We start from the raw sequence: 14828 nt of genomic DNA on the forward strand, positions 1-14828 counted from the left end.
TTAAGAGATGAGAGATAATAAATTAAGTCATATAACTCTTACGGTTATTTTTGAAGGATCCGCTTTAAATAGAGATGAGAAAGTTGGTGGAAATATTCTTTCTATTAAAAAGCTAAAGAAAGGTGATAAAGTGGTAAGCTTTATAGGAAAACCCGCTATAAGACATTATCTTTTTGAAACTTTAGTAAAAGCTCACGGATGGAAGCCGAGCTCTGTTACAGGACAAGGTAATGTGGTTCAATTTGATATTACTAAGGATGACATATTAACAAGTCCTGAGCTTGATGCTTTTGGATATATGTATACAATGGGTGACCAGCAAAACTCTATTACGAGAAAGGCTCCTGTTGGAATAACAAAGGCGATAGGATTGGATCCTTACGAAGGAGATATGGCATTTTATGCAAATCATGATTTGGTAAATAGGGGAATAAAACAAGGACTTAAAGTAACACCTAATCCTTACAATAAGGAAGAACATTATTCCTTTTACAAAGTAAGCTTTACTATAGATGTGGATATTTTAGGTAGAGATGAGTGGATTATTGAAAATTTCGAGTATGATAATAATTTATTAAGATTAATTTTACAAAAACCTCAAATTGCAGTAATTAAAGACGTAAACAAAAAAGAAGATGATGAGGGTAATATTTATTATGAGGTTAAGGATGGAAGAATATATGTAAATGGTAAGGAATTAAGAGTGAGTAAAAATCTAATGGAAAGTGCAGATAAGAAAGGAGGAAAGGATAAAACTGAGGAGACAGCACCAGAAACTATTAAGTTCAAAAAGGATATATTAAAAGGTAAGGAAAAAGGCGAAGAATCATCACAAAAAAGACAAGAAAAGTCTATTATATTTAAAAATTTTGAACAGGATGAAGAATATTATATTTTATATGCTTCCAAAGAACCTGAATATGATGAATCTCAGAGAACTCTTAAAGTAGAAGCTGGGCTTCAAAAAGTTATTGGAGATCAAGAGATTAGATGTGAAGAGGTTGAGAAAAGTAAAGTTTATAGATTAGTAAAAGAATGTAAGGAAATAGGGAAAATAAGTATTTATGAATATGGTAACATATATAAAGTAATATTTGAGATTAATGAAGAAGAAAAGAAAGAGCGTATTAAACAAATCCTTGAAACTATAAAAGATGGTCTTTATGCCCAATCAAGTAATGAGTTAAACACAATTATTCCTCTATTTTTAATAGCTGGAAAAGTAAAAGTTCCATCTCCTATATTCCATCCTTATATAGAGATCATTCCAATAGATGATATATCTTACCAAGTTGTGGGGATAAATGATGCTTTGAATAATAGTTGGCTTAAAGAAGTATTTATTATGGATAGCCAAAAAATAAGGGTTGATAAAGATAAGCTAGTAAAAGAGGTAACACATGATTGGAATGAATTCTTAGAAAGTCTTGGATTAGCTTCTTCAAATTCAGAAAAGGGTGGAGATAATTAATGGGAGATAAGATAACATCCTTAAAGATTAAGATATATCAGCCTCAAGCTCATTATAGAATACCTTTTACATATCAAAGGAGACATACTTATCCTATTCCACCCTATTCTACGGTTCTTGGTTTAATCGCTAATGTTCTTGGAATAAGAAATGTACCTGGACAAGAAGAGCCATGTATTAAAGAGAACTGTGATTGTTCATATCACAAGCTTAAAGATATCAAAATTTCTGTGTGTGGAAAATTTCAGGCAAAGACTAATGAATATACATGGTTTAGAAACCTGAATAAAGAAGCTCATAATAAGAGATTTTTAGTTGTAAATAATAGATATGTATCGGGACATATAGAGCATATTGGTGGTCAGAGTCCTTGTATTCTTGACATATTAAACGAGGTTGAAATCTTAGTTTATCTTTATCATCAAGATAATGATTTTTTGGAAGAGATTAAAGAAAGTTTCGAGAATCCAATAAATAGAGGATCTCCATTACATCTTGGAAGGGCAGAAGATTGGATTGTAATTAGGGAAATGAGATATGTGGAGTTGGAGATGGAAGAGATAAATGGTAACTATGGATATTTCTTTTGGATACCTGAAAGAAATTTAAATAATTCTTCTTTAATTGATAAGGTAGAAGGCTTGATATACTATCTACCAACTTTTTATAGGATAAAAGATGGGGTTAGAAATTTTAACTTCTTAAGAACAAAGCTAAATGATGGAAATTTAGGAGAGATATTTGTATATATGGATAAATTGGAAAAAAGGGAAAATTTGACCGATGGTATACCTATATTTTTTGCTGATTTAAAGGGGGGTTAAGATGGCTGAAATTTTTGCTAAATCCTTTGAGAGAGATGGAGAAAAAATAACTTTATCAAGACATACGCAGGATGCCTTAGAGGTTTTTAAAAGAATAAAAAGTAAGTTTGGGAATGAAGGATTAAATGAAAAACTATTAGAAGCTGTTGAATTTGCTATATTTTTGCACGATCTTGGTAAGGTATTACCGGCTTTTCAGATAAAAACACTTAAAAATAAAGATTATGAACCTTTTGATATATATTATGAGGTTCCCCATTCTCTCTTTTCTATCTTTTGGATATCAAAGGATAAATTAAAAGCTAAATTTGGGGAAGAGTTTTTTAATTTCATTGTATCAGCTATCTCTTATCATCATTGGAGAGATAATTTCGATGATTATATAGTAAGAGACAATGAAATATTGAGAAAATTATGTGAGAAAGTGCAAGGAGAATGGGGAGAAAAATTAAAGAACAATTTGATAACAGAATTTTCAAAATTTAATGATTATAAAGAATATATAGGTATAAATCGCCAATGGGTTAAAGGTATTCTAAATAGAAGAAGTTTAATGAATTATGCAATACCTCCATATAAATTCGATTACGAGCCTTTGAGAAAGGAAGTAAAGAAGGAGTGGATACTTATAGCAGGATATTTGCAAAGATGCGATCATTTTGCATCTTGGTGTGAAGAGGAAGGGGAAGATTTAAATAAAGTTGAAATAGAACCTAAAGATTATCAAAAGGTTATTGATATTATAAAGAGCAGAATAGGTGAAGGAGCTTGGCAATTTAATAATCTAAAAGATGAAAATTTGATCCTTATCGCACCTACGGGATACGGAAAGACAGAATATGCCTTTTTGTGGTCTAAAGGCGATAAGTTTATATATACCCTTCCTCTACGTTCTGCTGTAAATCAAATATATGAAAGGGCTAAAAATATATTTGACCAAAATAAAATAGGTTTACTACATTCAGATGCTGATGTTTATTTGTTGGAAAAAGAGAAAGATGTGATTGATCCCATTAAAGCCTATGAAATTGCAAGACAAATCTCTTATCCTGTATTAATATCTACAGGAGACCAATTTTTTCCTTATGGTTTAAGACCACCAGGATATGAAAAAATATTTTCTTTGTTTTCTTATTCAAGGCTTGTGATTGATGAAGTGCAAGCATATGATCCGCAAGCCTGCGCTATTATTACGAAATTTATTGAATGGATTACAAAATTGGGCGGAAAATTTTTATTAATGACTGCAACGTTACCCACCTTTGTATTAGAAAGAATTAAAAAAGTTACGGACGGAAAACTTCAGATAATAAATATTTATGGGAATGAGAAAGAGAATTTTAAGAGAGTATTTAAACACAAGATAAAGATTAGATATGTAAATAACGAACTATCTGAAAGTGAACTAAAAGAAATAATAAATACTGCTGAGAAAGGAAAGAGAGTTCTTGTAATTTTGAATACCGTCAATTTAGCTCAGAGAGTTTTTGAAGAGTTAAAGAAAATGACAGAAGAAAGTAATATGGAATTAAATAAGAATATCTATCTCTTACACTCAAGATTTACTTTTGAAGATAGAAAAAATAAGGAATCAAAATTTTTAGAAGAATTTAAAAATCCTAAGGATCCATCAGAAAAAGAAGGAAAAATTCTTGTGGCTACTCAAGTAATAGAGGCTTCTCTTGATTTGGATGCAGATATTTTGTTTACAGAGATATGTCCTCTTGATGCATTGGTTCAAAGAATGGGAAGAGTCTTAAGAAGATATTTTTACAGAGATGGCAAGGTTATAAACAAGAGTGATAACAATGAATATGTAATAGATTCTAGGGAATTTAAAGCATACAGTGAACCAAATGTCTATATATGGGTATTTGAAAATGGAGGAAGTAAAGGTACAAGCAGGATATATATGAAAGAATTGATTAATCTTTCAATTGTATGGCTTTTGAAAAAGAGAGATATTTTTAATAAAGAAGAGGGAATTTCAAAAGACTACTTGGTTGATAATGAGAAAGGTAAGGGTGGTAAGAAAAAAGAAGATAATATATATCGAGAATTAATTGAAAAAAAATGGGATAAGAATATAGATGGTAAAGAAATTGAAGTTTCTGAATATGATAAATATTTTTTAGTTAAGTTGTTTTATAAAACTATGGAAAAATATAAAGATGATGTAAAAGATAAAAGCTATCTTAGAAAATTCTATGATACATTAGATCTTCTGGATTCTGGATGGATGTCAGAGAGAAAATCTGAGGCAGAAAGACTTTTTAGAGAAATGTATACAGTTCAAGTTGTTCCAAAAACTCTTATGGAAGAATTTAAAAAAGATTTAGAGGAATTTGTAAAGAAAGAAGAAAACTTTAAATATACTGTTTTTAAGGAAAAAATTATTTCGAAATTCTGCGTAAGTGTAGATTTAAGAATGTATATGAAAGATGATGGTTTAGATACTTATAGACTAAGAAGAATAACAGAATGTTTACCTGAGATATCCATTAGTGATTTTCAAAAATATAATAAATTAAATCGTTGGTTAAGTGATATTTACTATGATAATGAGGCAGAGTACGAAAGTGAAAAGGGGTTTATAAGGGAGGAGAAATAATATTTTTAAATGAAAGATTTATCCTTATCCCAAGATCTTAGAATAACAGGAATAAAAATAAATTACCTATTTGTTTGTGAAAGAAAATTATGGCTCTTTGATAGAGGTATTGGTATGGAACATACCTCGGAAAAAGTGCTATTGGGAAAAATTTTAGAGGAAAGTAGCTATCTTTCGGAGGAAAAAAGAAAGATTATGATTGATGAGCTTATATGTATTGATATTCTCTCTGAGGATGAGATAAGAGAAGTTAAATATAGTAATAGAATGGAAGAAGCAAATAAAATGCAAGTTTTATATTACCTATATTATTTAAAAAAATTAGGAATAAAGAAAAGAGGTATTCTAAATTATCCAAAGCAAAGAAAAAGAGAAATAGTTGAGCTTACTCAAGAATATGAAAAGAAAATAGAGGAGGCTCTCCTTAAAATAGAAGGAGTAATAAAAATGGAGAAGCCTCCTCCTGTTGTTAAAAAAAATTATTGTAAAAAGTGTGCATATTATGAATTTTGTTTTGTAGGGGACTGAAGATGGTGAGAGATTATTATATATTTTCCGGTGGTTCTTTGCGAAGAAGAGAAAATACTGTTTATTTTGAAACATCTAATGGAGAAAGAAAGTTTTTCCCAGTTGAGAATATAGACAGCATACATCTTTTTGGAGAAATAGATTTAAATACAAAAGTACTAAATTTTCTTGCACAAAATAACATTGTATTACATGTATACAATTATTACGGCTATTACTCTGGCTCTTATTTGCCCAGAGAAAAAAATATATCTGGAGAAGTTATTGTAAGACAGGTAGAACACTATTTAGATAAAGAAAAAAGATTTTATCTTGCTTATTCTTTCGTAGAATCTGCCCTTTTTCATATGATAAGAAATTTGAGAAATTATGATGGAACTGAGGAAAATCAAAAGAAAATTGAAGAGGAGCTAAAGAAGGCAGCACAATGTGACACTATAAACGAATTAATGGGATGTGAAGGAAGAGCAAGAGAAAGTTATTATCAAGCATTTAATATATTTTTAAGAGGTAATTTTTATTTTGAAAAAAGAGAAAAAAGACCTCCTACAAATCCAATTAATGCTTTAATTTCTTTTGGTAATTCTTTAATTTATGCAATAATTGTATCTGAGGTCTATAGAACCCAGTTAAATCCAGCAATAAGTTATCTTCATGAAGTAAGAGAACGAAGATATTCCCTCAGCCTTGATATTTCTGAAATATTTAAACCTTTGATTGTAGATCCTGTAATATTTAAGCTTGTAAATAATAATATGCTAAAGTTATCAGATTTTGAAAAAGATATAAATTATTGCTACCTTAATGAGGACGGAAGGAAAAAATTTATTCAAGAGTTTGAATCCAAAATTCAAACTACGATTAAGCATAGAAAGCTAAATAGAAATGTATCATATCGATTTCTTATAAGGCTTGAATGTTATAAATTGATAAAGCACTTTTTAGAGGATGAATTATATAAGCCATTGAAGGCTTGGTGGTAATCATGTATGTAATTATTACTTATGATATAAGTGAGGAAAGAGTAAATAAGGTAAGGAAAGTGTTAAAAAGATATTTCAATTGGGTACAGAATTCCGTTTTTGAGGGTGAGATAACTTTGGCAAAACTTGAGAAGTGTAAATTAGAATTAAGTTTCATAATAGATAAAGATGTGGATTCTGTATACTTTTATCTTATAGACAATAGAAATAATGTTAACAAAACTGTTTTAGGAATAGAAAAAGATGTTACAGACAATATATATTAATTTGTTTATCTTGCAGCAAACCTCTTTTGAAGTGATATCCCTTAAAATTATTGAAAAATCTAAATTTTAAATATGAAATTTTTTATTTGATAAAATTTAACTTGAAGTTCACTGCAATTATAGTTTAATCTAAAAATTTTGTAATTATATATTAGAAATTGTATAATACTATAGTTATAATTTAATTTGATTGTTGGGGGTTTGATCTGAACTATGTGGGATTTAAATTGCATAATTTGGAGACTTGAGAAACAAGAAACAAGGTTTGATCTGAACTATGTGGGATTTAAATTATGGGTGGTCCTCTCCTTACCCCTCCCAGGGGGAAGTTTGATCTGAACTATGTGGGATTTAAATGGGCAGAGAGGGAAGAGTTTGCATACCACTCCTCGAGGTTTGATCTGAACTATGTGGGATTTAAATTCAGGGATAACAGTTACTAAGCTTGTAGAAGTACATGTTTGATCTGAACTATGTGGGATTTAAATATATCGCTCGAAGTAATAATCAAGAATCTTGCTATAGTTTGATCTGAACTATGTGGGATTTAAATCAAAAACTTTTTTGAAGAATGGGATGTACACTTTTGGTTTGATCTGAACTATGTGGGATTTAAATCATGGCTATGCATGCTTAAAACTATACTTAGACATGTTTGATCTGAACTATGTGGGATTTAAATTTTGTCATCAATACTGTGTCTTTTTATGGCCCACAAGTTTGATCTGAACTATGTGGGATTTAAATAAACGAAGAGGGAAAGGAGTGGCAAGGATGAAAAAAGTTTGATCTGAACTATGTGGGATTTAAATAGTATTTGGCAAAGCTTTGAAATCTCGTTGTCTTTGGTTTGATCTGAACTATGTGGGATTTAAATTCTACCCTCTTGCACTGGAGATATGTTCTCTCTCTTGGTTTGATCTGAACTATGTGGGATTTAAATTTACAACACTTGTTAGATTTTCTAGTGTCATTCTTTGTTTGATCTGAACTATGTGGGATTTAAATAGACCTGGTCTGGCCAGGTCTTGGCATTGAGAGAGGTTTGATCTGAACTATGTGGGATTTAAATTTCTTTTTTATTTTCTTCTTTTGCTCTAGGCCTGACGTTTGATCTGAACTATGTGGGATTTAAATTAGAAATCGATAAATTCTTCTTTCTTTAGAAAGTCTGTTTGATCTGAACTATGTGGGATTTAAATTCCGAGGGGGAGTATGTATTCCCGCTAACGCACTATAGTTTGATCTGAACTATGTGGGATTTAAATCGTATTGTTTATTTTTCTAAACAAGATTTCGCCAGGTTTGATCTGAACTATGTGGGATTTAAATAAAGATATATTCAAGTACGAAGATAAAGAAGGATGGTTTGATCTGAACTATGTGGGATTTAAATCTATCTGGCTCTCTAATAAACCCGAACTTATAGAGAAGTTTGATCTGAACTATGTGGGATTTAAATTAAGGCTTGGGCTTCGCCCCAAGCTTGAGGATACTGGGTTTGATCTGAACTATGTGGGATTTAAATATATCTTAATTTTAAAGCGCAGGCTCTTACTACTATGTTTGATCTGAACTATGTGGGATTTAAATACGCCTATTTACATCAGTGAAGGGTGCTGTTGCATGTTTGATCTGAACTATGTGGGATTTAAATCTCTCTGGCGGATCATGGTTAAAAGGAGACATTGCAGTTTGATCTGAACTATGTGGGATTTAAATAGAGATGATATAACTGAGCAAGATATTTTAAGTACGTTTGATCTGAACTATGTGGGATTTAAATAACGGAGCAAGGTGGGTAGTTCGATACAAAGATAGGGTTTGATCTGAACTATGTGGGATTTATATGACATACATTGGGTATCGAAGGGAAGAAGGGGATAAAATAATCTAAGAGGAAATATAGAGGTGGAAGAAATGCGTGAGGGACAAGGAAGAGATGGAAGGGAAGGATTTCTAAAATATATTTAATATTTCTTTACCCATCAAAACACATAGCGCAATATTCTCTTCATGGGAATTCAATTCTTTTGAAAGAAACATATTTATCACGAGTTAATAGCTTAAATATAAGTTTATGGTTAGAGAGGGTATTGTTTAATTGATGAGGCCATTTATTGTGAAAATTCCTTTAATGTCTTTTCTTTATTGAATTAAGATGATCATCTATGAGTATTTCTATTTTTTCTCAGCTTTTCTATAAGTCTTATAGATCTATATCCTTTGAAACATCTACTAATATATAAGTTATCTAAATTTGATTACGGAGCTTTATTATCTGGAGAAAAAGATAAAAAGTCCTTCTTTCCAAAAAGATAAACCTAAAATAGCTTATTTGTCTTCACAGTTATTTGTTTTTATATGTTTAATCTTTCCATACTCAAAATATACATCTGTTTTCTTAGCCCCATGAGTTAGTTGAAGTCTTATTGTTTTCCTACTAAAGGATAAAATCTCACGTTTATCTCATACTGATAAGCTTTTTAAATCACCATTTAAATTCATGGCCTTTCTTCTTTTTAAAAACCTTATACTCTTATTTAATAAGATTGTATTACAAAAGGGAATAGGATATTTTCTTTTGTATATAACTATATTCCTTTCATTTTCCACTTCAAATTATTTTTTTAATATCCCCAATTTTCTATTGACATAAAAATTAATTTATGATAACCTTGCTAATGTAGTATACAGTATACAGTAAAAATAATAAATAAGGAGGTGAAATGTTTTTATATAATTTTGTTATTTCTTCCTATTAAATTCTCCCTATTGAAAAGTTAATTTAAAATTTTGAGGGGAGGTCATCAAAAATGTTGAAGAGAACCAGAATATTTTTAATTTCCCTGTTGCTGTTAAGTTTATTAACTGTTTCTACTAATATTGCTAAAGCTTGGCCCGAAAGACCAATCACAATAGTATGTTTTGCGGCTGCAGGGGGTGGCACTGATTTAGTAAATAGAACTCTTGCAGGAGTAATGCAAGAGTACTTAAAAGTTCCAATAAATGTTGTAAATATGACTGGTGCAGGTGGAGCAGAAGCTGTAAATTATGTATGGCAACAGAAACATGATGGATATACTTGGCTTGGACATTCAGAAGGAATACTATTAATGCCATTAAACAACGCATTTCAATATACCACAAAAGTTTGGGAAAGCTTCATTCTAGGAGGGTCACCAGAATTATTCTCAGTAAGGAGTGATTCACCATATAAGAGTATGGCAGAAGTTTTAGAGGCAGCAAAAACAAAAGAAATTAAAATTGGCGCTTCTATACCAGGTGCTATTCATCATATGAAGTTAATGTATTTAGTTAAAGTAACAGGTCTTAAATTAAAGTATATACCATATCCAGGAAGCTATTCTTCTAATGTAGCTTGTTTATCAAGAGAAGTAGATGCAGTAATGACGTCTTTGCAAGAACAAAGTGAATTCTTAAAGGCTGGAAAATTAAGAGCTTTGGCTACAATAGAGAAAAATGCTTTAGATGTTCCGGTTATTGGAAAGATTCCATCCATAGTAGAATTTGTACCTCAGTTTAAAAAGATACCTGAGATTAAGCAATTTTTAGGATTTTCTGTTCCTTATGATGTACCTGCAGATGTAATAACAAAAATCAGATCCGCCTTCATATATGCCTTAAGGACAGAAACTGTTAAGAATTTTGTGGATAAAAACTACCTTATTTTATACGGACTATATGGAACAAGAGCTAAATCATTTATTCAAACTTTAGAAAGTATATTTGCATGGCTTGCATGGGAAGCAGGAATTGTGAAAGAATCCCCCGAAAAATTTGATATACCAAAACCTGCCTTTTAAATTTAGGGAGGTATAAAGTTGCTTAAAAAGGAATCTTTAAGAAAAGCAGATGTTATATTTTCTATTGTTCTAATATCCTTAGGAATTTATGTTCTAATTAATGCATTAAAAATGCCTGTAACAGGACTTCCAGGAACTGTAGAACAAGAATTTTATGTTGCGCCTGGTTTTCTTCCAGCTATTGTAGCAATTGTGTTAATAATTATGGGATTAGCCTTATTAATAAATGGTCTGAGATCTGGAGGAAAAATTTCCAAAAAAGATATTGTAAATGTTATAAAAATTGCTAAATCAGAAATTTTTCTAAAATCTATTATAATAACTGCTTTAATAATTATATATACCTTTCTATTGATTGGAAAATTACCTTTCTTTTGGGCAACTTTTATTTTCTTAGCGGGTTCTATGCTCTTCTTAAGGGCAACTTCTTGGTGGAAAATTATTCTGATTTCCGCCTTAGCTTCGCTTATAATTACATATAGTTTTGGCACCTTAGCAAGGATCCCCCTCCCTTAAGAGGGGGATCCTATTCTTTTTAATATGGGGAGGAAAAGTTGAAAAATGGGAATAGCAATTTTTCTAAAAGAGTTGTTTAATATTTTAACAAATACACAAATAATGGTATTAATGTTTTTTTCCACAATTTTAGGAATAATAATAGGAGCACTGCCAGGACTTACAGCTACAATGGGTATAGCTTTGTTAACAGGTATAACCTTTGGGCTTCCTGCGAAATTAGCTATCCCAATACTTGTTTCTATATATGATGGGGCTATTTTTGGGGGAAGTATCTCTGCAGTTCTTATAAACATTCCGGGAACTCCAGCATCTGCAGCAACAGCCCTTGATGGGTATCCTTTGGCAAAACAGGGAAGGGCAAGGGAAGCTTTATTAATAACAAGATTTGCATCATTTTTAGGCAGTTTATTTGGAATGATATGTCTTTTGGAAATTGCACCCCTATTAAGTAAAGTAGCTCTACAATTTACCTCCCCCGAATTTACCCTACTGGCAATATTTGGAATAACTATATGTGGTTCCTTAACATCCCCTGATTTAGCAATTAAAGGTTGGATAGCAGGATTTTTGGGAATTTTAGTATCTTGTATTGGTATGGATGGACTTCATGGCTTTCAACGATTTACCTTTAATATTAGAGAACTTCTTGGTGGTATAGCCTATGTGCCTGCTATGATAGGAGTTTTTGGTATACCTCAAGTTCTTATTTCATTAAGATATACTGCGGTAGAATCAGCAGAGATTTTGGAATCAAAAGTAAGATTATCTGAATTTTTTAAAATAATAAAAAACCACATCATGTGTATTTTAAGATCAGGAGTTATAGGAGTATATGTAGGAACAATTCCTGGAGTGGGGGAGGATGTTGCATCTTGGCTTTCTTACGATACTGCAAAGAGAACTAGTAAAAATCCAGAAAAATTTGGAAAAGGATCTTATGAAGGTATTATAGCTTCTGAAACTGCCAATAATGCCTGTATAGGTGGAGCTATTATACCATTATTGACCTTAGGAATTCCTGGAAGTCCACCTGCTGCAGTTTTACTTGGTGCATTACTTCTTCATGGTGTAAGACCTGGTCCTATGTTACAATTTGAATTTCCCAATTTTATATATGAAATGTCTGCCCTGCTTGCTGTAGCATCTTTACTTTTGTTTATTTGTGGAACACTGATGACATCCATTCTTGTACCCATACTAAGAAAAACTAAAAATGAGATCTTAATGCCTATTGTAGCTGCACTATGTGTTATTGGTGCTTATGCTATAAATATAAGTCTTTTTGATATTAAAGTTATGGTTATTCTTGGATTGATAGGATATCTTTTAGTAGAAATGGGTTATCCCATGGCACCTTTTGTATTAGGAGTAATTTTAGGTCCTATGATTGATATAAATTTAAGAAGAACACTCCTTACTTCAAATGGAAGTATTCTCCCATTTATCACAAGGCCTGTAAGCATAATACTTTTAATACTTATTGCATTTTCATTTATCTCACAGACATCTTGGTGGAAAAATTTAAGAAGAAAGGAGAAAAAAGCATGAGACCTAAATATGCCATAATCACTGGATTTTTAGGAAAATTAGCTGATAGATTTGCAGAGTATCAACCAGCAAGGTCTTTAAATGAAAAATTTGAGCTTGCTAAAAAAGTACCTCAATGTTCTGGATTAGAAGTGATTTATCCTTCAGATTTTGAAGATCCCGTTCTTCTTAAGAAATTATTAAAAGATTACGATTTTCAAGTTTCCTCTGTTAATCTTAATGTGAAAGCAGAAGAAAAATGGAGATTTGGCTCCTTCTCTTCTTCAAATAAAAAAACAAGAGAAGAAGCTATTAAATATATGAAGACCGCTATGGATTTTGCATATGAGCTTGGATGTAATTTGGTTACATGTGCTCTTCTCAATGATGGAAATGATTATCCTTTTGAGATCAATTATATAAATTCTTGGAATTATGCAGTGGAAAGTATAAGAGAATGTGCGGATTATAGAAAAGATGTAAAAATTAGTATTGAGTATAAACTTTCTGAACCAAGAATGCATGTAATTATAGGAAATGCTGGTGAGGCTGCATATTTTTGTGAGAAAGTGGGAAGAGATAATGTAGGGGTTACATTAGATGTAGGGCATGCTTTCCAATCCTTAGAGGTTCCTTCAAAAAGTTTGTCCATCTTAGGGAGTACTGGAAGATTATTTTATGTGCATATAAATGATAATTATAGAAATTGGGATTGGGATATGATCCCAGGTACAGTGAATTTTTGGGATTACCTTGAGTTTGTCCTTTATCTTAAAAAAATTGGATATAATTCTTGGATTACAGCAGATGTCTTTCCTCAAAGGTTAGATCCTGTAAAAGTATTTACAAAAACCTTTGAATGGATGGACTTTTTGTATGACCTTGCTGATGAATTAGAGAAGAAAAATATTTTTGAAATAATTGAAAAAGGAGATATCATAGAAACTCTCTCATTAGTGAAATCTATAATAAAATCCTAAGATTTAGAGAAGGATGATTTTATGTATAAATATATAGAAATTGAAGAAAAACTACCAATATTAATATTAAGATTAAATCGTCCAGAGGTGCAAAATAAATTAAATATAGAAATGATGCAAGAAATAAGCTCTTGTTTAAGAGAGATTGAAAAAAATAATGAGATAAAAACAATTGTTTTATCTTCAAGAGGAAATATCTTTTGTGGTGGGGGAGATTTGGGAAATTATAAAGAGAAGAAGGTGTTGGAATTAAAAAGGTTTGGTGAGGAATTTGTTAATCTTCATCTTTCTATTATTAAATTGAACAAACCTATAATATGTGCCATAGAAGGTGGTGCTTTTGGGGGAGGACTGAGCTTAGTAGATGCATGTGATTTTGCTATTTCCGCAAAGGACGCAAAATTTGGTTTTCCAGAGATAAAAGTTGGCTTAGTTCCTATGATGTCTCTTGCAGGAATTGGAAGAACCATAAATAAAAAACTGATTAACAGTTTATCTCTTACTGGAAGGGAGCTATCTGCAGAAGAGGCAAGAAGTTTAGGAATAATAAATGAAATAGTAGAAAACGGAAAGGCAGAAGAAAGAGCAATAAAATTTGCATTAGAAATATCTGGGAAGGATTTAATAGCTATTACTTTTTATAAACAGCTTTATAGACAGATTTACGAGAAAGATTATGAAGAGAGAATTGAAAAAGGACTTAACATTTTTGTCAATCTCCTTAAAGCAAAGGGGGAGAAAGATTGATTCCTAAGAGGGAATATATTAAGTATAAAAATTGGGCTCTTGAATATTTTAATAAATCTCATTTAGTAATAAGAGAAGATGAAATAGACAAAATAGAGGTAGCTGATTTTGGTTTAAGTGATCTTGAAAATTTCTGTATTATGACATTAACTTTTTTTAATACTGAAAGAATTAGTGCAAAGGTGATAGTTGTTCCCCCAAGAAGGATATGTCCAGAACATTGGCATCCTCCTGTGGGAAATGATCCAGGAAAAGAGGAGATAATAAGATTAAGATGGGGAACTCTTTATCTTTATGCAGAAGGAGAACCTAATTTATCTCCTAAGGCTATATTACCAGACTACAGAAAGAAATATTTTACCGTCTGGCATGAGATAGTAATGAAACCAGGAGATCAATATTATTTTAAGCCAGGGATAAAACATTGGTTCCAAGCAGGAGATGAAGGAGCAGTTATTGATGATTATTCTACTTGTTCAAGAGATGCCTTAGATCAATTTACAGATCCTGATATTGTTAGAATTCCAGTTATAAAGGAGGAATAA

Annotated in this window: 12 protein-coding genes and 1 CRISPR repeat array; all 12 genes read left to right on the plus strand. The window is 31.1% G+C overall.

Going from position 1 to position 14828, the window contains the following annotated elements; translation table 11 throughout:
• Window positions 1-7 precede the first annotated feature (7 nt).
• The 12 genes from cas7i to ACY3JO_RS01850 all read left to right on the plus strand — a co-directional run bounded on the left by cas7i (window position 8) and on the right by ACY3JO_RS01850 (window position 14828).
• Window positions 8-1471 (plus strand): type I-B CRISPR-associated protein Cas7/Cst2/DevR, encoded by a 1464-nt coding sequence (gene cas7i, locus ACY3JO_RS01795; protein WP_463085108.1) that lies wholly within the window; start codon window positions 8-10, stop codon window positions 1469-1471.
• Window positions 1471-2295 carry a type I-B CRISPR-associated protein Cas5b gene (cas5b, locus tag ACY3JO_RS01800; RefSeq protein ID WP_463085109.1) on the plus strand — a complete coding sequence of 275 codons (825 nt, stop codon included), beginning with the start codon at window positions 1471-1473 and terminating at the stop codon, window positions 2293-2295. Before cas7i ends, cas5b begins: the two co-directional genes overlap by 1 nt.
• A 1-nt stretch (window position 2296) precedes the next feature.
• Window positions 2297-4906 carry a CRISPR-associated helicase Cas3' gene (gene cas3 / locus ACY3JO_RS01805; protein WP_463085110.1) on the plus strand — a complete coding sequence of 870 codons (2610 nt, stop codon included), beginning with the start codon at window positions 2297-2299 and terminating at the stop codon, window positions 4904-4906.
• 9 nt (window positions 4907-4915) lie between these two features.
• Entirely contained in the window at window positions 4916-5434 is a 519-nt protein-coding gene (gene cas4 / locus ACY3JO_RS01810) for a CRISPR-associated protein Cas4 (protein WP_463085111.1), read from the plus strand.
• A gap of 2 nt (window positions 5435-5436) precedes the next feature.
• Window positions 5437-6417 (plus strand): type I-B CRISPR-associated endonuclease Cas1b, encoded by a 981-nt coding sequence (cas1b, locus tag ACY3JO_RS01815; protein ID WP_463085112.1) that lies wholly within the window; start codon window positions 5437-5439, stop codon window positions 6415-6417.
• A 2-nt stretch (window positions 6418-6419) separates the two neighbouring features.
• Window positions 6420-6683: a CRISPR-associated endonuclease Cas2 gene (gene cas2, locus ACY3JO_RS01820; RefSeq protein WP_463085113.1), complete on the plus strand. Its 264-nt coding sequence runs from the start codon at window positions 6420-6422 to the stop codon at window positions 6681-6683.
• A gap of 199 nt (window positions 6684-6882) precedes the next feature.
• Window positions 6883-8534: a CRISPR direct-repeat array (repeat unit 29 nt; unit sequence GTTTGATCTGAACTATGTGGGATTTAAAT).
• Window positions 8535-9499: 965 nt separating this feature from the next.
• A complete protein-coding gene (locus ACY3JO_RS01825) occupies window positions 9500-10510 on the plus strand; it encodes a Bug family tripartite tricarboxylate transporter substrate binding protein (RefSeq protein WP_463085114.1) in 1011 nt (336 codons plus the stop codon).
• Between the two features lie 18 nt (window positions 10511-10528).
• Window positions 10529-11026: a tripartite tricarboxylate transporter TctB family protein gene (locus ACY3JO_RS01830; RefSeq protein ID WP_463085115.1), complete on the plus strand. Its 498-nt coding sequence runs from the start codon at window positions 10529-10531 to the stop codon at window positions 11024-11026.
• A 45-nt stretch (window positions 11027-11071) separates the two neighbouring features.
• Entirely contained in the window at window positions 11072-12577 is a 1506-nt protein-coding gene (locus ACY3JO_RS01835) for a tripartite tricarboxylate transporter permease (RefSeq protein WP_463085116.1), read from the plus strand.
• Window positions 12574-13536: a sugar phosphate isomerase/epimerase family protein gene (locus ACY3JO_RS01840; protein WP_463085117.1), complete on the plus strand. Its 963-nt coding sequence runs from the start codon at window positions 12574-12576 to the stop codon at window positions 13534-13536. The genes ACY3JO_RS01835 and ACY3JO_RS01840 overlap by 4 nt, the downstream gene beginning before the upstream one ends.
• Before the next feature lie 21 nt (window positions 13537-13557).
• Window positions 13558-14283 (plus strand): enoyl-CoA hydratase/isomerase family protein, encoded by a 726-nt coding sequence (locus ACY3JO_RS01845; RefSeq protein WP_463085118.1) that lies wholly within the window; start codon window positions 13558-13560, stop codon window positions 14281-14283.
• Entirely contained in the window at window positions 14280-14828 is a 549-nt protein-coding gene (locus ACY3JO_RS01850) for a D-lyxose/D-mannose family sugar isomerase (protein WP_463085119.1), read from the plus strand. The genes ACY3JO_RS01845 and ACY3JO_RS01850 overlap by 4 nt, the downstream gene beginning before the upstream one ends.

The sequence above is a fragment of the Dictyoglomus sp. LHC4 genome (assembly GCF_055181355.1).